17 protein-coding genes and 1 tRNA gene are annotated in these 22,094 nt (G+C 44.0%); 13 read left to right on the top strand and 5 right to left on the bottom strand.

What is annotated here, in order from left to right:
* The first annotated feature begins 28 nt into the window (after positions 1-28).
* The 7 genes from infB (at position 29) to CC97_RS12485 (ending at position 9,838) form a co-directional block, all read left to right on the top strand.
* Entirely contained in the window at positions 29-2,686 is a 2,658-nt protein-coding gene (infB, locus tag CC97_RS12515; RefSeq protein WP_044975260.1) for a translation initiation factor IF-2, read from the top strand.
* Between the two features lie 162 nt (positions 2,687-2,848).
* Complete coding sequence (gene rbfA, locus CC97_RS12510; RefSeq protein ID WP_044975259.1) at positions 2,849-3,214, top strand: 30S ribosome-binding factor RbfA; 366 nt, start codon at positions 2,849-2,851, stop codon at positions 3,212-3,214.
* Between the two features lie 34 nt (positions 3,215-3,248).
* The gene (locus CC97_RS20590; protein WP_044975258.1) at positions 3,249-4,205 is read left to right on the top strand and encodes a bifunctional oligoribonuclease/PAP phosphatase NrnA; all 957 of its coding nucleotides are present in this window, start codon (positions 3,249-3,251) and stop codon (positions 4,203-4,205) included.
* Positions 4,206-5,099, top strand: a complete 894-nt coding sequence (gene truB / locus CC97_RS20225; protein ID WP_044975255.1) for a tRNA pseudouridine(55) synthase TruB — start codon at positions 4,206-4,208, stop codon at positions 5,097-5,099.
* A 125-nt stretch (positions 5,100-5,224) separates the two neighbouring features.
* Complete coding sequence (locus CC97_RS12495) at positions 5,225-6,127, top strand: bifunctional riboflavin kinase/FAD synthetase (protein ID WP_044975254.1); 903 nt, start codon at positions 5,225-5,227, stop codon at positions 6,125-6,127.
* Positions 6,117-7,775, top strand: coding sequence for a glutamate--tRNA ligase (gene gltX, locus CC97_RS12490; RefSeq protein WP_044975253.1), 1,659 nt, complete (start codon positions 6,117-6,119; stop codon positions 7,773-7,775). The genes CC97_RS12495 and gltX overlap by 11 nt, the downstream gene beginning before the upstream one ends.
* 17 nt (positions 7,776-7,792) lie before the next feature.
* A complete protein-coding gene (locus CC97_RS12485; protein WP_044975251.1) occupies positions 7,793-9,838 on the top strand; it encodes a class I tRNA ligase family protein in 2,046 nt (681 codons plus the stop codon).
* 68 nt (positions 9,839-9,906) lie between these two features.
* On the opposite strand, the gene CC97_RS12480 is transcribed toward CC97_RS12485, so the two are convergent.
* Positions 9,907-11,109 (bottom strand): hypothetical protein, encoded by a 1,203-nt coding sequence (locus tag CC97_RS12480; protein WP_044975250.1) that lies wholly within the window; start codon positions 11,107-11,109, stop codon positions 9,907-9,909.
* A 247-nt stretch (positions 11,110-11,356) separates the two neighbouring features.
* Between CC97_RS12480 and CC97_RS12475 the strand changes: the two genes are divergently transcribed.
* The 5 genes from CC97_RS12475 to CC97_RS12455 all read left to right on the top strand — a co-directional run bounded on the left by CC97_RS12475 (position 11,357) and on the right by CC97_RS12455 (position 16,830).
* Positions 11,357-12,544, top strand: coding sequence for an ABC transporter ATP-binding protein (locus CC97_RS12475; RefSeq protein ID WP_081850112.1), 1,188 nt, complete (start codon positions 11,357-11,359; stop codon positions 12,542-12,544).
* A complete protein-coding gene (locus CC97_RS12470) occupies positions 12,544-13,248 on the top strand; it encodes an ABC transporter permease (protein ID WP_044975248.1) in 705 nt (234 codons plus the stop codon). Before CC97_RS12475 ends, CC97_RS12470 begins: the two co-directional genes overlap by 1 nt.
* A gap of 12 nt (positions 13,249-13,260) precedes the next feature.
* Positions 13,261-14,844 carry a GldG family protein gene (locus CC97_RS12465; RefSeq protein ID WP_044975247.1) on the top strand — a complete coding sequence of 528 codons (1,584 nt, stop codon included), beginning with the start codon at positions 13,261-13,263 and terminating at the stop codon, positions 14,842-14,844.
* The gene (locus tag CC97_RS12460; RefSeq protein ID WP_044975245.1) at positions 14,841-16,310 is read left to right on the top strand and encodes a DUF4340 domain-containing protein; all 1,470 of its coding nucleotides are present in this window, start codon (positions 14,841-14,843) and stop codon (positions 16,308-16,310) included. The genes CC97_RS12465 and CC97_RS12460 overlap by 4 nt, the downstream gene beginning before the upstream one ends.
* A gap of 214 nt (positions 16,311-16,524) precedes the next feature.
* On the top strand, positions 16,525-16,830 hold the full coding sequence (locus CC97_RS12455; protein ID WP_044975244.1) for a hypothetical protein: 306 nt from the start codon (positions 16,525-16,527) through the stop codon (positions 16,828-16,830).
* 182 nt (positions 16,831-17,012) lie between these two features.
* On the opposite strand, the gene CC97_RS12450 is transcribed toward CC97_RS12455, so the two are convergent.
* The 4 genes from CC97_RS12450 to CC97_RS12435 form a co-directional block, all read right to left on the bottom strand.
* Positions 17,013-17,088: transfer RNA gene (locus CC97_RS12450), tRNA-Thr, on the bottom strand.
* A gap of 150 nt (positions 17,089-17,238) precedes the next feature.
* Positions 17,239-19,365 carry a ribonuclease R gene (rnr, locus tag CC97_RS12445; protein ID WP_049962886.1) on the bottom strand — a complete coding sequence of 709 codons (2,127 nt, stop codon included), beginning with the start codon at positions 19,363-19,365 and terminating at the stop codon, positions 17,239-17,241.
* Positions 19,366-19,525: 160 nt separating this feature from the next.
* The gene (secG, locus tag CC97_RS12440; protein ID WP_044975243.1) at positions 19,526-19,783 is read right to left on the bottom strand and encodes a preprotein translocase subunit SecG; all 258 of its coding nucleotides are present in this window, start codon (positions 19,781-19,783) and stop codon (positions 19,526-19,528) included.
* A gap of 81 nt (positions 19,784-19,864) precedes the next feature.
* Positions 19,865-20,038 carry a DUF3791 domain-containing protein gene (locus CC97_RS12435; protein ID WP_242848219.1) on the bottom strand — a complete coding sequence of 58 codons (174 nt, stop codon included), beginning with the start codon at positions 20,036-20,038 and terminating at the stop codon, positions 19,865-19,867.
* A gap of 118 nt (positions 20,039-20,156) precedes the next feature.
* Here CC97_RS12435 and CC97_RS12430 point away from each other — a divergent pair, with 118 nt between their 5' ends.
* Complete coding sequence (locus CC97_RS12430) at positions 20,157-22,019, top strand: IS1634 family transposase (RefSeq protein ID WP_156036899.1); 1,863 nt, start codon at positions 20,157-20,159, stop codon at positions 22,017-22,019.
* Positions 22,020-22,094 lie beyond the last annotated feature (75 nt).

Here is a 22,094-nt window from a genome sequence, read left to right as displayed (position 1 = left end):
TATATAAAATCAGGAGGTATCTTATAGAATGTTAAAAAAAATCAAGATAAGCGATCTGGCAAAGGATCTCGGTGTATCAGGAAATGATGTTGCAGAACTTATGGGAGAGTTTTCTGATGTAAAGAAGAAACCTTCATCTACTCTTACTGAAGAAGAGATAAATTTAGTTCTTGAACATTTCACACAGGAGAATCAGGTAGCCAGCCTGGATGCCTACTTTGAACAGAGAAATAAAAAGCAGGAGGCAAAAGCGCCTGAAAAGAAGGAAGAAAAGAGTGCTCCTGCAGAAAATAAAAAGCCTGAGAACAAGAAGCCAAAGGCTCAGGAAAAACCTGCAGAAAAGACTGCAGAAAAACCAGCTGAAAAGCAGGCAGAGAAGCCGGTCGAAAAGGCTGCTCCGAAGCAGGCAGAAAAGCCGGTCGAAAAACCTGTAAAGGCTGAGAAGACTGAAAAGAAAACTGAAGAAACGGTTAAACCAGTTAAGGAAGAAAGCAAAGCTGATGATAAGAAGGAATCGGTAGAGAATATGAATCAAAAGAATAACAGCATACCAGATACTGAATCACCAAAGCAGCAGCCTAAAAAGCATAAGGACTTTTCAAGACCGCTTCAGCAGAAGCAGCCGAAGCCGGTACGCAAGCCGGAAGAAAAGAGCGGATCAAACCAGCGCGGAGAAAAGACAAGTCTCAATGCAAATATGGCATCCTCTGTTCCTGAAAAGTCTGTAAGAACAGTTGACACACGCGGAAGCTATGTTGAACTCGACAAGTACAACGAAAGATACGAACAGATAGCTCCGAAGAGCCACAGCAAGGACAACTATACAAAGAAGCAGAAGATCAACCAGAAGTCTGCTCAGAAGAACAAGCATCTTTCAAAGAAGGAAACTGAAACTGAAAAGCTCCGCCGTCTTGAACTCGAAAGAGCAAGAAAGCAGCAGCTCAAGGTCCTCATTCCGGACAGCATCGTTGTAAGCGAACTCGCTTCACGTCTCAAGGTAACAGTTTCCGAAGTTATCAAGAAGCTCATGGGCCTCGGCGTAATGGCTTCAATAAATGAAGAGATCGACTTCGATACAGCTTCACTCATCGCTGAGGAACTCGGCGCAAAGGTTGAAAAGGAAGTTATCGTTACTATCGAGGAAAGACTTATCGATGACAACGACTCAGAAGAGGATATGGTCGAAAGAGATCCTGTCGTTGTTGTAATGGGTCACGTTGACCACGGTAAAACTTCACTTCTCGACAACATCAGAAAGGCACACGTAACTGATACGGAAGCCGGCGGTATCACACAGCACATCGGTGCTTACAAGGTTCGTGTAGGCGAAAAGCATATCACATTCCTTGATACACCTGGCCACGAAGCATTTACAGCAATGCGTGCAAGAGGTGCATCTGTAACAGATATCGCAATTCTCGTTGTTGCTGCCGATGACGGTATCATGCCGCAGACAGTTGAAGCTATCAACCATGCAAAGGCTGCAGGCGTTTCCATCATCGTTGCTATCAACAAGATGGACAAGGAAGGCGCAAACCCTGACAAGGTTAAGCAGGAACTCACTGAACACGGCCTTGTAATCGAAGAATGGGGCGGTGACGTCATCTGCGTACCTGTATCAGCTAAGACAGGCGAAGGTATCAAGGAACTCCTCGAAAACGTACTTCTCGTTGCTGAATTCCGTGAACTCAAGGCTAATCCGAACAGACTTGCAAAGGGTGCTGTTATCGAAGCAAGACTCGACAAGGGTCGTGGTCCTATCGCAACACTTCTCGTACAGAACGGTACACTTCATCAGGGCGACATCATCATCGCAGGTACATCTGTCGGCCGTGTAAGAGTTATGACAAACGACAAGGGCAAGGAAGTCAAGTCTGCAGGTCCTTCAGTTCCTGTTGAGATCACAGGTCTCGCTGAAGTACCGAGCGCAGGTGACACATTCAACGCCGTTGAAGACGAAAGACTTGCACGTGAACTCGTTGAACAGAGAAAGCACGAAGCCAAGGAAGAACACTTCAAAGCTTACCAGAAGGTCACACTCGACAACCTCTTCAGCCAGATCGCTGAAGGCGACATCAAGGAACTCCCTCTTATCGTCAAGGCTGACGTACAGGGTTCAGTTGAAGCCGTTACACAGTCACTTGAAAAGCTTTCAAATGACGAAGTACGCGTAAGAGTTATCCACGGCGGTGTAGGTACCGTAACTGAAGGTGACCTCATGCTTGCAAATGCTTCAAACGCTATCATCATCGGATTCAACGTAAGACCTGATCCTGTAATTGCAGAAAATGCAAAGAAGGACGGCATCGACATCCGTCTCTACAGGATCATCTACGATGCAATCGAAGAGATCGAAACAGCGATGAAGGGTATGCTTGCTCCTAAGTACCGTGAAAACCTCATGGGACGTATCGAGGTAAGACAGGTATACAAGATCTCCAACGTTGGTACTATTGCCGGTGCATATGTGCTTGACGGTAAGGTAACAAGACAGTGCGAGATCAGAGTTGTACGTGACGGTATCGTTATTGCCGAAGACAAGATCGACAGCCTCAAGCGTTTCAAGGACGACGCAAAGGAAGTTGCTTCCGGATTTGAATGCGGTATCGGTCTTGAACGTTTCAACGACATCAAGGAAGGCGATATATTCGAAGCCTTCATAATGGAAGAGTACAGAGAGGATTGATTATCCCCACCCCCCTGCCCCCCTCCCGGAGGGAGGGGGGAGATGGAGAATACAGCTCTCCGAAGGGAGAGGAATGAAGAATAATACATGCTCTCCGGAGAGAGGTTCACACTTCTCTGACACGGATGACCCGGAGAGCATAATATAAAGGAGGCTTTAATAATGGCGAGTTTTAAAGCAGGACGACTTGGTGAAGATATAAAGAGAGAACTGACTGCCATCATGCGTGAGCTGAAGGATCCTAGAATTGCAGAATTTCTTACTATTGTAAGAGTGGATCTTTCAAACGACCTTTCACACTGCAAGGTCTATGTTTCAAGCTTCGAAGGTATTGAAAAGGCAAAGGAGTCTGTAAAGGGACTCACAAGTGCTTCCGGATATATAAAAAGAGAGCTTTTTGCGCGTCTTAAGATGCGCAAGAGCCCTGAACTCAAATTTATTGCTGACAATTCGATCGAACGTTCAAGCGAGATCAACAAGATAATCGAAAACTTCGGTCACAGTGACGACACAAAGGAAGCCGAATAAAAACCAGTGACAAACCCGAAAAGGAAAGTGTATTATGCAGATAGATTACAGACAGGCGGCAGAGATCATAAAGGCCTGTGACAATGTTCACATACTCACTCATCAGAGCCCGGACGGCGATACCATCGGTTCCGGATTTGCACTTTACTTTGCCTTGAAAAAAATGAACAAAAAAGCAGCGGTCATCATGCCGGACGGCATAACTCCGCGCTATGCTTTTCTGGGCGAAGGATATGAGGAGCAGGAGAGTTTTGAACCGGACAGCGTTATCGCTGTGGACATAGCTGACCCGAATCTTCTCGGTGATCTTAAAGACGTTTATGCAGACAGAGTGGATCTTTGCATCGACCATCATATTTCCAACATCATGTATGCAAAAAATACGCTTTTGAACGGAAAAGCCTCAGCGGCATGCGAGGTACTGTTCCGACTTTTTGAGGAACTAGGTCTTGAACTCGATGACAGGATAGCAAAGTGCCTTTACACCGGCATTGCGACTGACACCGGATGCTTTAAGTTCAGCAATTCATCGCGTGAAGCCCACGAGACTGCGGGAAAGCTTATCGGCGGATATGATTTTGACTTTGCCCGAATCAACCGTGAGATGTTCGACATCAAGAGCCGCGCAAGAATAAAGCTTGAACAGCATCTGCTCGGTAACATGAACATGTACTGCGGCGAACGTATCGCAGTAATTTCAGTTACTGAGGAACTTCGTCAGAACCTTGGTGTTCCTGATGAGGAATTCGACGGAGTTGCAGGACTTTCGCTTCAGATACAGGGCGTTGAAGTCGCTGTTACGATCAAGGAAAAGAAGCCGGGCGAGTACAAGGTTTCTATGCGTTCCGCAGGAAAAGTAAATGTTTCTGCGGTTTGTAAGGAATTCGGCGGCGGCGGTCACATCTGCGCGTCGGGCTGTCTTGTGAAGGCATCACTTGAGGATGCTGAAAAGCAGCTTGTAGCAGCTGTCGAAAAGGCAATGGGTGAATAAATGAACGGCATACTGTGTATAAACAAACCGCAGGGTTTTACATCATTTGACGTGGTGGCAAAGCTGCGCGGCATACTCAAAACAAGGAAAATAGGCCACGCCGGTACACTTGATCCCATGGCGACAGGTGTGCTTCCGGTTTTCGTGGGAAACGCTACAAAAGCCTGCGACATAATGCCGGACAGTGCCAAGGCGTACAGAGCTTCATTCAGGCTCGGCGAACAGACCGATACACAGGACTCATCCGGTACTGTTCTGAAAAAATGTGAGGTCACCTGCAGCGCCGGTGACATAGAAAAACTCATTCCGGAATTCACCGGAGATATAATGCAGATACCTCCTATGTACTCTGCGGTCTCGGTGAACGGAAAAAGACTTTACGAGCTGGCAAGACAGGGTATTGAAGTCGAACGTCAGCCAAGAAAGATAAATGTATCTTCACTCATTCTTGAAGAGTATTCCGCGGAAACGGGTGAAGGCGTACTTTACATAGAATGTTCAAAGGGAACATACATAAGAACTATCATACACGACATCGGTATAAGGCTCGGCTGCGGCGGGGTCATGACAGCGCTTGTCCGTACTCAGTCAAACGGTTTCACACTTTCAGACTGTCTGACGCTTGAAGAAGTACAGGCCCTTGCGGACGAAGGTGCTGCTGAAGGAAAACTTCTGCCGGTGGAAAGTGTTTTTGAAAGTTATCCTGACATTCATCTTGATGCGGACTGCACGAAACTTTATAGGAACGGCGTTAAACTGTTTACAAGGAAGATCGGTCTGCGTAACAGTGATGAAAATGTACGTTACAGGGTGTTTTCCGATGAAGGAAAATTCATGGGACTTGCATTTGTAAAGGATGACTGTCTGAGAGTATTTAAAAATTTTGCCTTATAAACTGTCGTATTTTTTTCAGACGGGAATGATGATCAGAAAATAAACTCCGGGTTATGCGGCAGGTCCGTGTAACCCTGTTTTCCCGAAGATACAGATATTACAGCGCAGACAGAGGAGTTTTTTATTTGGATATAAAAGATTTTTCAGGAAAGAAGACTGCTGTGGCACTCGGTATGTTTGACGGAGTACACAACGGCCACCGTGCAGTTTTCGAAAGGGCAGAAAGCTTCAGCGAACAGGGAGCGGAAGCTGCCGTGTTTACCTTTGATTCCGAAAGTCTTGTGAAAAAGCACGGACAGAGTTACCGCTACGTCGTTCCGAACAGCGTAAAGCTTGAAATGATACGTAACGCAGGCATCGGGAATATCTGCTGTGCTGATTTTTCAGAGCTTAAGGATTACGAAGCTGAGGAATTTGCAAAGTCCGTTCTTGCAGGCAGAATGAATGCTGTCCGTGTAGTGTGCGGACGTGATTTCAGATTCGGAAAGGGTGCTGCAGGAGATGTTGCATCCCTCAGGGAATACGGACAGAAGTACGGTTTTGAAGTAAGTATAGTTGAACCGGTAGTTATAGACGGCGAGACTGTTTCGTCATCGAAAATACGTGAACTTTTGTCATCCGGGAATGTGAAAAAGGCAAACCGCCTTCTCGGATATAATTACAGTATAACAGGTACCGTCACCGACGGTAATCATATAGGAAGAACGATCGATTTTCCCACGATAAATCAGTCGTTCGGTGAAGGACAGCTCATACCGGCATACGGTGTCTATGCGACGAGTGTGGCCATTGACGGAAAACAGTATGACGGCATCACGAATATCGGAGTGAAGCCTACTGTTGAGAAGGAAGCAAAGCCGCTTGCCGAGACACATATACTCGGATTTTCCGGCGATCTTTACGGTAAGACGCTGGAAGTGAGCTTTTCTGATTTTCTGCGTCCGGAGAGAAAGTTTGACTCTCTTGATGCGCTTAAAAAACAGATTTGTATGGATATTGAAAACAGGAGGAATATAAATGACAAATGAAGAGTTTGCGGAGCTTTTGTTCCCGGATATAAAGCATACACCTGATTACTATGAGGAAAAGTATCCTCAGAGAGACCTTCCTGACAAGGCTGAAGTAACACGTATAGGACCAAGCCCGACAGGATTTATCCACCTCGGAAATCTTTACAGCGCCATGGCTGGCGAACGTCTTGCACACAGAAGCGGCGGCGTTTTCTATCTCCGTATCGAAGACACTGACAACAAGCGTAAGGTTGAAGGTGCAGTTGAATCAGTTATCTCTTCACTCGATTATTTCAATATACAGTTCGACGAAGGCGCTGAAGTTGACAGACAGGCAGGAAAGGTAAACTACGGACCTTTCTATCAGAGACAGCGTGCCGAGATCTACCAGACATACGTTAAGGATCTTGTAAAGCGCGGTCTTGCTTACCCTTGCTTCTGCAGTGAGGAAGAACTCAATGCTATAAGAAACGAACAGAGCGAGGAAAAGGTAAACGACATCGGTTACTACGGAAAGTATGCGAAGTGCCGTAACTTAAGCATGGAAGAGGCTGCCGAAAGAATAAAGAACGGCGAGCCGTACAGCATGCGTCTCCGTTCACAGGGCATACCGGGAAATACCTTTAAGTTTAAGGACGAGATCATGGGTGAGGTTTCACTTCCGGAAAACATCATGGACGTTGTAATACTCAAGTCTGACGGTATTCCGACTTACCACTTTGCACATGCAGTTGACGATCATCTCATGAGAACAACTACGGTTATCCGCGGATGCGAATGGCTCCCTTCAGTTCCGATCCACGTTGAGCTCTTTAATGTACTCGGCTTCAGAAGACCGAAGTACGCACACACAGCACAGCTCATGAAGATCGAGGACGGAAAGAAGAGAAAGCTTTCCAAGAGAAAGGACCCTGAACTTTCACTCGGTTACTACAGAGAGCTCGGCTACCATCCGGAGGCAGTAAGAGTATATCTCCTTACTATCCTCAACTCAAACTTCGAGGAATGGTATCAGAAGAACCCTGGCGTTCCGATTGAGGAATTCAAGTTCTCACTTAACAAGATGGGCGTTTCCGGTATCCTCTTCGACCTCCAGAAGCTCGACGACATAAGCTCGAACATCATTTCAGCAAAGGACCGCGAGGAAGTTTACGAGTACTTCCTTAAGTGGATGAAGCAGTACAAGCCGGAATCAGTTCCTGTTTACTTCGGTGACCCGGACAAGATGGGCCGCATTATGGATCTCTGCATGGGCGTCGGTCAGAAGAGAAGACGTAAGGACTTCATCAACTGCAGCCAGATGTTTGATTTCCTAAGCTACTTCTTCGACGATATATTCACACCTGAGTACGAGTTCGGGAAGTATGAGAACATGACTGAAATAATAGCTGAATTTAAAAATACATATGATCCGAATGATGACAACCAGACATGGTTCAACAAGCTCAAAGCAGTTGCAGACAAGTTCGGATACGCTTCCGACATGAAGGCGTACAAGGCTGAACCTGACAAGTACAAGGGCAACGTAAGCCACATAGCTGAAATAATCCGTGTTGCCGTTACAGGCAGAAAGAACACACCTGATCTCTGGACTATCATGCAGATCCTCGGAAATGACAGCTGCATGAAGCGTCTCGACAAGGCGTCTGAATTTCTTGGCAGATAAGCCGGAGGAAAAAGCAAATGGAAAACGAAAAAAAGAACGATAACAGTAAAGCAAACGAATTCAGAAAAAAGGCTGAGGAGAGACCGGTATTCCCGAAAAGAGCCGTTATAACAGGCGGTATGCCTTACGGCAACAAGTCACTCCATTTCGGACACATAGGCGGTGTGTTCGTATTTGCCGATGTTTTTGCAAGATTTTTACGTGACAGAATAGGTAAGGACAACGTTATCTTCGTTTCCGGTACTGACTGCTACGGTTCACCTATCGCCGAGGGCTACAGAAAGCTCGTTGAAGCAGGTGAATTTGAAGGCACTATAAGGGACTACGTTGAAAGAAACCATCTGAAGCAGAAGAAGACACTCGAAGACTACGAGATCAGCACAAATCTTTTCGGTGCTTCAGGCCTTGGCCGTTCAGCTGAGATACACAACGAAGTATCTGATAAGGTAATCAGAAAGCTTTATGAGAACGGTCATCTTTCCAAGATAACAACAAGACAGTTCTTCGACGAAAAGGCAGGCGTTTTCCTCAACGGCCGTCAGGTAATCGGTAAATGTCCTGTTGAAGGATGTCAGTCTGAAAAGGCTTATGCCGACGAATGTGACCTCGGACATCAGTACATGCCTGAAAACCTCATCGATCCGAAGAGCACACTTACCGGTGACACACCTATCATGAAGGATGTTGTGAACTGGTACTTCAATCTTCCTGAATTCAACGATCATCTTAAGGAATACGTTGAAAAGATAAAGAGACAGAAGAACGTAAGACCGCTGGTAGTAAAGACTATCGATGAGTTTTTAAAGCCTCCTGTTATCTACATCAAGAAGGATTTCCTTGAACAGTACGAGAACCTTAAGGCTTCCATGCCGGAGCATGAATATCTTGAAGAGCCGAAGAAGCCGTCATTCACTATCGTGTTCAAAAAGCTTCACGACTGTGACGAGGCGTGCAGAGTTCTTACCGATGCCGGCGTAAGATACAGAACAGGCAAGACACTTGTTCCGTTCAGACTTACGGGTAACATCGAATGGGGCGTTCCTGCACCTGTTCTCGAAGGCGAAAAGGATCTTACCATCTGGGTATGGCCTGAATCGCTCTGGGCTCCGATCTCATTTACTGAAACTTATCTTGAATCGATCGGAAAGGACAGAGAGGACTGGAAGAAGTTCTGGTGCTCAAAGGATTCACAGGTTTACCAGTTTATCGGTTCCGACAACATCTACTTCTACGGTGTTGCTGAAATGGCAATGGCGATCGCTGCACAGGGTAAGGACGGTCTTAAGTCCGATCCTGATGACGGCGAGCTTCAGCTTCCGATCCTCATGGCCAACAACCACATTCTCTTCCTCGACAAGAAGGCAAGCAGCAGCGGTGCGATAAAGCCTCCTATGGCCGATGATCTTCTGAACTACTACACAGCTGAACAGCTCAGAATGCACTACCTCGGTTTAAGTCTCGGTCAGAGAAGCGTAAGTTTCATGCCGAAGCCGTTCAATCCTGATGCAAAGGAAGACGAGGCGGATCCGGTTCTCAAGGACGGTTTCCTCCTTTCAAACGTATTCAACCGCATCATCCGTACATGTATCTACACAACACAGAAGTACTACGACGGTGTTATGCCGGTGGGCGAAGTTGATGCAGATGTTCTCGAAGCAGCAAAGAAGGCAGTTCTCGACTACGAGAGATTTATGTACCGCTTTGAATTCCATCAGACAACATACGTTCTTGATACATACATCCGAAAAGCAAGCAAGTACATGGCAAAGAACCTCGGCGATGCTGATAAGAAGGAAGACGATGAACTCAGAAGAAAGACTCTCATCAACGTGTTCCACATGATCAGAACAGCAGCCGTTCTCCTCCATCCGATGGCTCCGAAGGGTGCAGAAATGATCCTCGAATACCTCGGACTCGACGAAAGTTTCTGGAGCTGGGACAGAATCTTCGACACAATCGCAGATTTCACCGACGGCAAGGATCACAAGCTTAAGTTCCTCGAACCAAGAGTGGATTTCTTCACACGTCATCCAAGTCAGTTCGCACAGAGCGAAGAAGAGTAATCCTCGGAACGCCTGCGGCGTACTATAGAAAAAAAGCACGTCTTTGCGACGTGCTTTTTTGTCTGGTATTATCTGATCTTTATTTCATCCATACCGCTGCTTCTGAAGTTTACAGCGTGTTCCGGATGGTAGCTGTTATCAGCGTACTGGAGGCGTATCATATTTTCCTTGAAGTAAGGATAGCCGAACTGTGCTCTGAGGTATTTGTCTTCATCGGAAAGCTTGTAAGTTACAAGCATCTGCAGTGTAAGTACAATGAAATAAGCGAGATATGAAATATCAAGCAGAACAACAGTAAGGAAAACACCCGTTGCAAGGAACGCATAAAGTGCGCATTTGATGTTGTTTTTGTTGTCAAGACATGTGACAGTTACAATGGTGGCAACTATGACACCGAAAAGATCGAAGAATTTAAAGAAGCCCATAAAATCTCCGCTTAACAGTGAAATAATATCCGTAATTGCGATGTATGCCATAAAAATATCGATTATCCAGATGCCGGTCTGTATAAGCCTGAAACGCTTGAATCTTGCGGCGTTTTTATATAAAAGATCTCTGTCATATTCCGTTTTTTCAGGAACGATCTTCGGCTTCCGCATGTACTGTTCGGAAAAGCGTCCGCTGGCATTATAGCAGCTTTCGTATTTCTGCGCTGACTGTCCGGCGATCGCTGCGTCCACATCAAGGTCATCCATTGAAAGTGCAGCGGGATCCTGCCTTTTGTACGGCATTTCTTCTTTCGGAACGGCAATTTCCTTCGGTGACACCGGATCTTCCGGAGCGAATTCGGACGGCCTCTGTTCCGGCTCATACTCCTTTTTCTCCTGCTGGTAGGCCGCAAGTTCATTAAAGTACGGATAACCGAGCTCCATGGATAGTTCTTTTTTCTGTGCGCCTATACGCAGGAAAAGATACGATTCCAGTGCAAGATAGAAATGCTGTACGATACCGAGGCGCAGCAGCAGTTCCGAAACCGGATTCCATATTATGAACGCAGCGGCAGCGACTATGTTTAAAGCCATAAGAACGTACTGCGCTGTGACACTGTCGAACTTTTTCGTTCCGAAATAAAAAACAAGAAAGTTCATCACAATGCCTTCGAGCATGTAAACGTTAAAGCCGCCGACAATGAAGAAAATACACTGAACTGTGAGGATCACAATGCTCATGAAGAACAGTGTGCCGTACCGGGAACGAAGTTTTTTCATTTTCAGAAAATTTTCGGCCATGCGGTTTATTATCGCTTTATCAGTTGGTTTAGTAAACGTCATACTCATTCCTCCTTTTGATTATATTATACAAAAAGATGTATATAAAGTCAATTGCTTTTCAACTCTTATCGGCGCTTTTGTAAAAAAATCCGCGGCGGTAATTTTTTTTTCGGAATTATCATTGTATTATCACAAATGTCTGATATTATTTATACCGTAAGTGTTTATGCTCCGTTTATTTTAGTAGACGGAGCTATATATATGTTAAAATATATTTATAAATATAATTAAAGGAGGTTCTACCAAGGTGATTGAAGTAAGAAATTTATGCAAGCACTACGGTGACAAAAAGGCTGTCAACAATATTTCATTTGAAGTAAAAGACGGCGAGATCCTTGGCTTCCTCGGACCTAACGGTGCCGGAAAGTCCACGACCATGAACATGATCACAGGATACATATCCTCGACTTCAGGTGAAGCTATCATCAACGGCGTTGATATCATGGAAAATCCTAAGAAGGCAAAGTCCTTTATCGGCTATCTTCCGGAAATTCCGCCTATCTACGTTGATATGACAGTCGGATCTTATCTTAACTTTGTGTACGATCTGAAAAAATGCAAGCTTCCGAGAAGCAAGCATATAAAAGATGTCTGTGACCTTGTAAAGATAACAGATGTAAAGGACAGAATAATCAAGAACCTTTCTAAAGGTTACAAACAGCGTGTAGGTCTTGCACAGGCACTTATCGGCAATCCGCCTGTACTCATCCTCGACGAGCCTACAGTTGGTCTTGACCCTAAGCAGATCATCGAGATCAGATCACTTATCAAGAGACTCGGAAAGAACCACACAGTTATTCTTTCCTCACATATCCTCTCCGAGATCCAGGCAGTCTGTGACCGTATCGTTATCATCAACAAGGGTACACTGGTTGCCGACGGTACTGCAGATGAACTTGCAAACAACATGTCAGGCGACCACAAGATGATCGCTCAGATCGAAGGCCCGAGAAAGGATGTCTACACAGCTGTAAGAAATCTTCCGGACGTTGTTTCAGTTGCTGCTGACATGGAACGCGGCGAAAACATCTACGACTACGAGATCGAAACAAAGCCGGGTACCGACATCAGAAAAGCACTCAACAAACTCATCAGGGAACGCGGATGGGATCTTCTCATGCTCCAGCCTAACATCCTTACACTTGAAGATGTCTTCCTCAAGATAATCACAGGCGAACACGAGATGAAGCAGGCACTTTCAGAAGAACAGAAACAGAATATAGCCAAAGCTGTTGATGTTAAGGGAAAAGTGGATGCAGCCGCTGGAGATCTGAGAGAAGTGCTTGAAGGCATTGAAGCCAAGAAGAAAGCGGAAGCTTCTGCAGCTGAAGAAGACACTGCAGAAGAAACCGCAGCAGCCCCTGAAGTTTCTGAAACAGATGAAAATTCAGAAGCAGAAAGCGACTCAGAAGAAAAAGAAGGAGATGAAGAATAATGGGCGCTATATTCAGACGTGAAATGGGAGCTTTTTTCAGCTCAGCCATTGCTTATATTTTCCTTGGCGTACTTTTTGAAATCGCCGGATTTTTCTTTGTAAACGGAACACTTGCATACGGAACAACTGATCTTTCAGGAACATTCGGATCGGTATTCCTTTTCCTGATCTTCCTTATTCCTCTTATGACCATGAAGCTGTTCTCCGAGGAAAAAAGGCAGAGAACAGAGCAGGGACTTCTCACAGCTCCTATCAGTATAACGGAAATGGTGCTCGGCAAGTACTTTGCTGCACTTACACTTTATACTATCGGTATTTCAATATTCCTTTTATTCGCTCTTATCATTGAGTTTTTCGGCGGCGTTGTATGGGCTACCGTGCTTTCAAACTTCGTGGCACTGTTTTTCTTAGGCGCAGCATTCATTGCAGTATCACTTTTTGTTTCAACACTTACTGAGAACCAGATCATTTCTGCTATTCTCGGTTTCCTTTCACTTCTGGTTCTTTACCTTATAGATTCTATCGCAGATTCAGTAAATGTTGATTTCATTTCAAAAATTCTCAAGACTCTTTCATTCTACGCAAGATACAACGAATTTGTAACAGGCCTCTTTAACCTTTCAAGCGTGATCTTCTTTGTGAGCGTTGCTGTTGTATTTAATTTCCTTTCAGTAAGAGTTTTTGAAAAGCGTCGCTGGAGCTAAGGAGGTACTAAAATGAGTAAAGAAGAAAAAGAAATAAAGAATAATGAAACGGCTGCCGGTTCTGATGTGACTTCAGAAAAGCCGAAGAAGGAAAAACCGGCTAAGGAGAAAAAGCCGTTTAATACAAGAAAGCTGAAGTACGGTTCGCTTTCAGCAGCTATCACTGCAGTTTTTATCGCAGCAGTTGTACTTCTTAATGTATTTGCCTCACAGCTTACTGACCGTTACGGTCTCAAGATCGATACAACAAAGGAACAGCTTTTTGAGATCTCTGATACCACCATCGATTACCTGAAGGGACTCCAGGAAGATGTTACTATCGATGTAATGGCCGATGAAGCTGAACTTGATACAGGCAGCAAGTTCTATAAGCTCGAGAAGGAAGTTGCTGAAAAGTATGCTCAGAACAGCGACAGGATCAAGGTAAACTTCTACGATATTGAAAAGCATCCTGAAATAGTTACAAAGTACTCAGCTTATACTACTGAAAATATTTCAAAAGCCAGTGTAGTAGTATTCTGCGATGGCAGAATCAAGGTCCTTCAGCTGTCAGATTTCTATGAAATAGAAACAAACTATCAGACATATGAGCAGAGCATAAAGGCTATTACAGCGGAGGAAAAGCTGACTTCAGCAATAATGTTCGTTGCTGATCCTAATCCGCCGACAGTGGCTGTTCTCTCATGCCAGCAGTCAGATGCTGTCAGGACATCAGTTTCACAGCTCCCGACTATTCTTGAAAACAACGGATATACAGTTGAGACAGTCGATCCGCTTACACAGGATATAAAGCCTGAATATTCAGCTCTTATTCTTGCAGCACCTTATTCAGACCTTACCGAAACTGTTATCGAAAAGATCAGAACTTATCTTGAAAACGGCGGAAACTACGGCAAAAACCTTATTTACTTTGCAAGCTTTGACCAGCGTGAAACACCTAACCTTGATGCATTCCTCGAGGAATGGGGAATCAAAGTCGGCAAGGGCTATGTAAGCAATGTAAACAGTGCTGAACTTCTCAAGATCGGTATTGCCGGCCTTCAGAACTATTATGTAGTGCCGCAGGCAAAGCTTACTTCAGGAAATGAAAGCCTTGTAAAGTCAAACGATCTTCCTGTTGCAATGCCGATGGCAAGACCTCTTGAACTCACTTTCAGCGAGGGCGACGGCAGAGAAACTGAAGTTATTCTCAAGACATCTGAAACTTCTTTTGTAGCTGATGAAAACACAACACAGGATAACATGAATGATCTTCCTCAGGCAGAACAGAACGTTCTCGTACGCGGAAGCAAGCATAAGTTTGTCGGCGAGGAAAAGATCTCAAGCAGTATTTATGCATGCGGTTCAGCATTTTTCATTGACTACTATATTACAAGCACAAATGCACTCAACAACCAGGAACTTGCTGTAAGCCTTGTAAACAAGTGCTCAGGCAAGGATACAGGTGTTACAATACTTTCAAAGAGCCTTGTTATCGAACCGCTGAATATTTCAGAAAAGAGCATGCGTACAGTAGTGCTTCTTGTTGAAGTATGCATTCCTCTTGCAATTGCGCTGACAGGCCTTGCAGTTTATCTGAGGAGACGTAACCGATGAGCAGCAGTGTAAAATATCTTATCGCCGGCCTTTCAGCAGTAGCACTGCTTGTCGGCGGAATAGTTGCAATGAATATGACCGATCCTTCAAAAAAGGAGGCGGAAAATTCAGAGTCATCCGCTGTCGGTGAAAATACACAGGAACCTCTTTATACAGGATCCAGTGACGATATAGTTACAGTCGAAGTAAAGAATGATGCCGGCGGATATACTGTTAAAAGAAAGACAAAAGCGACTGACAGTGCCCAGGCGGTTTTCACTGTCGACGGCCTTGAAAATGTAACACTCGATACAAACCTTGTTGACGGATTCGCTCCTCAGGCAAAGGAACTTGTACCGGTTATGACTGTCGATGAAAATCCGTCTGATCTTTCAATATTCGGACTTGACAAACCGAAGGCTGAAGTAAAGATCACATTTGACGGTGACAGCGCAGGCAGCACGGAATTTCTCGTAGGCAATGACTCGCCGGGCGGTTCTATCTATCTTAAACTCAAAGATTCTCCGGCAGTTTACACTGTGTCGGCAAGCTTTGCTAAATCATATCTTTACGAGAAGGAATACTTCGTGTCAAAGTCAGTGCTTGAAAAGCCTGAAGACAAGGATATGCCGGTCGTAAAGAAAATAACCATCGAAAGACCGGATCTTGAAAAGCCGATAATCCTTCAGTACACAGGAGAAGACAAATCCGGCGGAACAGCGGCAGCTCATAAAATGATCTCGCCTGTTGATGCATATCTCGATGTCAGCAGATCTGCCGATTACACACACGGACTTTTCGGACTTACAGCTGAAAACGTGCTCAGCCTTTCTCCTTCAAAGGAAGAACTTGCTGTAGCAGGTATTGAAACACCGTCGTGTACGGTAACAATGGAAACTGACAACGGCAAAACCTATGTACTTAAGACCGGTATTGAATACGGCGGAACAGAGGACGAGGAAAAAGGATATACGGGTTATTTCGAAGGAACTGATGTGCTCTGGAAATTCGATAAGAGTGCAGTTCCGTGGGTGACACTTAAACCTGAGGACATTACCTCTTCTCTTGTGTTCGGTTCATATATCTATGACCTTAAGAGCATGACAGTAAAGGCCGGGGATAAGACTGAAAAATTAGAGTTTACCGGAAATGACGCTGACAGCTACAAGGTAATGCTCAACGGAAAGGATCTGGATACCGAAAGGTACAAGTCTTTCTATCAGGCTGTTATCAAAGCTCCTGCAGAAGAAATCTATACTTCTGATGAGGGAAAAGGTGAACTTAAGGCTTCATTTGTACTCACGTACAATAACGGTGATCCTGATGAGGAGATCTGCTTCTATGCAGACACTGCGGAAACCAACAAGATGATAATAACCAAGAATGGTAAAGCTTCATTCAAGTGCCATGCATCATTTGTAGAAAGATCACTTCTTCCGAATATTTCCGCACTTGAAGGCAGCGGCGAATTCATTACCACCTGGTAACAGGAATGTGCGGATACGAATTGCTCGTATCAATGTATAAAAGAATACGCGGGGGCTTGTTTGCAAAGCCCCCGCATTTCTGACAAATCAGAAATCTGTGCGTACCGGACAGTGCAGCATTCAGAGGAAAAAACTGACTTGCAAAACGGAACGGTATATGTTATAATGTTAGCGGTATGTTTTTTGCACACCAGGAAAGGGGGATAATAATAAAATGAGTGAGACAACACAGGAAAAAATCAAATTTTTCACCTACAAGGGGCTTCAGCTCGTCAGATGCGGTGACGTTCTCTACTACGGAAGCATGACAGATGATTACGTTGCAATGCTTCAGATATTATCAAAACAGAAGACACCGAAGCTTGAGGTGGCTGATAAGATCAAGGTTTATCTTATGTCAACAGACGATAAACTCAATCCGATCGAAGCCATAAAGAGACAGAGCGAGAAGAACGGATTATATGAGGCACTTGACCTTGCAGGTGCATGGCTTGAAAGAGCTAAACGCGAAGGCGCTTAATAAAAAATATCGCTGTGTGCAGTTTGATGCACACAGCGAATTTTTTTTTATTTGGCATATAAATCAGAACGCAGCTCCGGTGAATCCGGAGCTGCAAAAAGAATCTGCATATAAAAATATCCCTCCCGCGGACAGTGCGGGAAGGATGAAAAACCCTCCGTGGTCAGTACGGAGGGTTTTGATGGAGCTGTCTAGCGGGCTCGAACCGCCGACCTCTTCCTTACCAAGGAAGTGCTCTGCCAGCTGAGCTAAGACAGCATCCGTCAACTATTCAATTATACTACGAAACAGAGAATTTGTCAAGAAGATCTTTTTTCAGAAATCTGTTTCTGCCACGCAGCGGGCGGGAAAAATCCCGCATTCTATCCCTCCGGAAATACGGCGAAGCCGTATTTCCGATATCCTTAGTTATGCTTCCTTTACAATGCTGAAATCAATGTTTCCGCTGTTTACGTTTGAAGCGGTGCACTGAACTTTTACCTTGTCGCCGAGGGCGAAAATTTTTCCGGAACGTTCACCTTTGAGTGAAACCAGTCCGTCGTATTCGTATGTGTCGTCTTCAAGTGTGTTGATGTGAACAAGTCCTTCAACGGTATTGTCAAGCTCAACGTAGAAACCGAAGTCTGTAACAGATGAAATGATACCTTCAAATTCCTCACCGAGATGTGCCTTCATGTATTCCGCCATGTAGCAGGCTTCGCAGTCGCGTTCTATCTTTACGGCTGTTATTTCCGTAGAAGTCGAGCGCTCGGATGCGTTTGTAACGAACGACTGGTAACGCTTTGTAAGCCATTCAGCGTCACATCCGGAAACAAGATCGGTCAGTATTCTGTGAATGGCAAGGTCCGGGTAACGTCTGATAGGAGATGTAAAGTGTGAGTAGTCCTCCAGGGCAAGACCGAAATGTCCCACCGGATCCGGAGCGTACTTCGCCTTCGCCATCGAGCGGAGAAGGATGTTGTTGATGACCGGGAACTTTTCGCTGTCGCGGTTGTTTTTGAGTATCTCAGCAAAATGAGCCGGCTTGACTTCTGAAAAATGCGGGAATTCGATGTTCATACGTGTGAGGAAATCCTTCATGTCAGCGAGCTTTTCGAGCGAAGGATCTTCGTGGATACGGTAAACAAACGGTATCTTTGAAGTTCTTGCAAGATTTGCGGCACACTGGTTCGCAAGAAGCATGAATTCCTCGATGATCATTTCGCTCTTGCCGCGCGTTCTCGGAACAACGTCCACGCAGATGTCGTTCTCGTTGATGATAAGCTTGCTTTCGCTTGTTTCAAGTGACGGAGCACCGCGCTTGTCACGGTTTTCCATGAGTATGTCGGCAAGTTCGTTCATAATGAAGATATTGTCGTTTACGCGGGCGTATTTCTGCTTTGTCTCGTCAGTGGCAGTGCCGTCAAGGATTGTGTTGATCTCCTTGTAAACGCCTTTTACCGCGGAGCGGATGACTGTTTTGTGGAACTTGTATCCCTTTATTTTTGCCTGCTTGTCAAGGTCGATAAGACATGAGAAAGCAAGTCTGTCTTCGTCCGGATTGAGTGAGCAGATGCCGTTTGAAAGCTCCTTCGGAAGCATAGGAACAACTCTGTCGGCATAGTAAACACTGGTTCCGCGGACAAGAGCTTCCTTGTCGAGCGGTGAATTGCCTTTTACGTAGTGTGAAACGTCTGCAATATGTACGCCCAGCTGGTATCCGCTGTCAGTGCGTGTGATGGAAATAGCATCGTCAAGGTCCTTCGACTCTGCGCTGTCTATCGTGAAGATGATCTCGTCACGGAGATCAAGACGCTTTTTCAGATCTTCCGGTCTTATGCCGTCTTCGGAAAGCTTCTTCGCTTCAGCCTGTGCATCTGCCGGAAATTCGAGTGAAATACCGCTTACCTTAAGAAGTGCCATTGCACAGCTGCTTGCCTTTTCCGAACTTCCGAAGGTTGAAACGATCGCAGCCTTGTGGGCTGAGTGACTCGTACCCCTTGCAATTATACGTGCGATTACCTTGTCGCCCGGCTTTGCACCGCACTCGTTTTCGACTACTCTTACAGCAGTCTTCGACATTGTATCAGGAATTATGAACAGTTCCCTGTATTCCTGATCAAGTACACCGGTTATTGTTGCATCAGCGGTTTCGACTATTGAAATAACCTCACCCTCCGGCTTTCCCGTTCTTGAAGGAATGAGATTTGCGATTACCTTGTCTCCCGGCATTGCACCCATAAGGAATTTACCCGGAATGAAAACTTCAGTCTGATCCTCGTCCTTTTCTATGAAGCCGAAAGTCTTGCTTATTCTCTTTACAGTGGCCTTGAAATATCCCATGCGTGAGCAGAGGACATAGCCTTTTTTCTGGTCGCAGATAAGTCCTTCGGATTTAAGTTCATCAAGTGCTTTTTTGAAAACGTCGCTTTCAGTTTTCTTGCACTTTGATTTGGCGATCATATCGTTTCGTGTCAGAGGCTTTTTTCCGGCCTGGTTCAGTACGAGCAGTATTTTGTTCTTGTAGTAGCTGGTTGAATGTTTGGTGTTCGCCATATTTTTCTCCTTTCATATATATGAGGAAACACTGACCGGTGTTCCGGTATCGCACAGATATGCTTTATCAATGTTCCTATAAAAAAATAACCCTGCATATCGGCAGCTTTTTTAACGGAAAAAGCCTGTTGACCAATAAGCAGGATAAACGCATTGTTTCTTAGTTAAAGAAAAGCGGTACTATGTTTATAGCAAGAGTGAGTACAAAGAATACGATAAGACCAAACTTTGTAGCTTTGATAAGTTTAGCTTCCTTTGTTCTTCCTTCATTCTTTCCGTAGAATGATTCTGAAGAGGCACCTGTTATAGCGGAAGTCATACTGTTCTGAGCCTTGGTGTCCTGACTGAGACAAAGAAATATCAGTATAAGACAACACAGAAGCAGAATAACACCCATAACGATCTCTGCGATGGACATGGAATACCCTCCTTATTATAAATTCTTTTAGTAATATCTAATCTATTATAACACGGATAATTATTAAAATCAATAGATTTTTCAAAGATTATTGGCGCGGATCGTATGAGCAATGTATTCATCCAGGTCATTGATAAGATATTCTTCGCCTACTGTATGCAGTGCGCCGAAGCATTTTAGTATATAGTTGTTCGCACCGCTTTTTTTGAACAGTTCAGATACTTCTTTGCCGGTAAGGTGCCGGCACTTTAACACTTCCAAATCAATATAACCAATTCAAACCGCATAATTGCGGCTTTTTTTGTGTCAAATTTTCTGAATTTTTTCGTTGTATGGTGTTGTATTTTTATTTCAAATATGGTATAATATAAATATGAAGCTTAATTACGATAAAAAATCCAAAGATCCCACCTATTTTATCCAGATGGGAATCAGAAACGGTAAAAAGACAACAACCAAAAATGTAGCTCGTATCGGTAAGCATTCAGAACTTCTTAAGATTACAGACGATCCTCTTTCATATGCGAAAGAACAGGTCAGAATATATAACGAGGAGCATAAGAAAAATAAAACACTTGCACTTGATCTGAAAATCGACTTTAATGAGAAGATCAAAGCTACCGATGCTGTTACTTCATTATCCACAGACAAAAATATAGGCTATTTCTTTCTTCAGTATATCTACGGAAAACTTGAAATAAGTTCATTTTTCAAAAACATCACTGAAGACAGAAAAATTGAATTCAACCCTAATCTTGTAAACAGATTTATTACGTTTTCAAGAATTATTGATCCGGATTCAAAACTCGGTTCTTTCCAGAAAATGAGTAACTATTACGAACAGCCTGATTTTGATTACATGCATATAATGCGTACCATGGATCTGATGAAAGACCATTACGACGAATATATCAGCTACCTGTATGAAAAAAGCTGCAGTATTATCAAAAGGAATACATCGGTGTGCTATTACGACTGTACAAATTATTACTTTGAAACCGAATGTGAAGACGAAGACTATGTTGATGAAGTAACAGGAGAATTCATCAAAGGGCTTCGTAAATATGGTCCTTCAAAAGAACATCGTCCAAATCCTATCTGCGAAATGGGACTGTTCATGGATGCAGAAGGTATCCCTTTATCCATGTGTATTTCATCAGGTTCTGATAATGAGCAGACTACTGCTATTCCGCTGGAAAAGAAACTTACTAAAATGCTTCAGGGGAAAAAGTTCATATACTGTGCCGATGCAGGTCTTGGATCTTTGAATATCCGTAATTTCAATTCTATGGGTGGTCGTGCGTTTATCGTTACACAGTCCGTAAAGAAACTTTCCTCAATGTTACAGGAGGCGGTTTTTAACGATTGTGATTACAAGCTGCTTTCCAGCAATAAGCATATTTCACTGAACGATATGAAGACATTCGACAGAAAAGATCCTGATAATCTGAATCTTTACAACGACCATGCCTACAAAATAATTGACGCGGATAAAGCGTTCGATGTAGGACTTTACGAAGAAAAAATCTGCAAAAACGGAAAGGTAAAAAAAGTTAAATCCAAAGCAACGCTTAAACAGAAAATCATTATCTCATTTTCAAGAAAAATGATGGAATATCAGCGTTACATACGCAACAGGCAAATTGAAAGAGCGAAAAAGCTGCTTGAAAATATCGATCCTGAAACTTACAAAAAGGGGCCGCATGATGTTACCAGATTCATCAAAAGAATCTCTAAGTCCAAAGCTGAAGAGAACGGTTCCGACACCTACATTCTTGACAAAGAAGCAATTGAAAAAGAAGAAAAATACGATGGCTTTTATGCCGTAGCAACCAATCTTGATGATGACGCAAAATCTATTCTTGAAATCAGCATGAACCGCTACAAAATAGAGGACTGTTTTCGAATCATGAAAACCAATTTTGACGCAAGACCTGTTTACCATAGTACCCTGAACAGAATTATTGCTCATTTTATGATATGCTATACTGCGCTTTTGATTTATCGTATTCTTGAAAAACTGCTTGAAGAAAAAGGATATCATTTTTCAGTATACAATATCATTGAAACAATCCGGAATATGAACGTTTCAAATATCCAGGATATGTGCTACATGTCCAATTATACTTGCTCTCAGGTGTGTACTGCTTTGAACGAAATTACGGGACTTGAGTTAGACAAACAATACTATCTGCCAAAGACTTTGAATGGAAAAATAAAATTAATTTCCAAATAATTGCTCATACAACATTTTTGAAAAACGAAAAAAGAGGCGTAATCAACGCATTTGCGTTAGTTACGCCTCGATTGT

The organism is Ruminococcus sp. HUN007 (assembly GCF_000712055.1).
Classification (GTDB): Bacteria; Bacillota; Clostridia; order Oscillospirales; family Ruminococcaceae; genus HUN007.
This window is presented reverse-complemented; position numbering and strand designations above follow the sequence as displayed.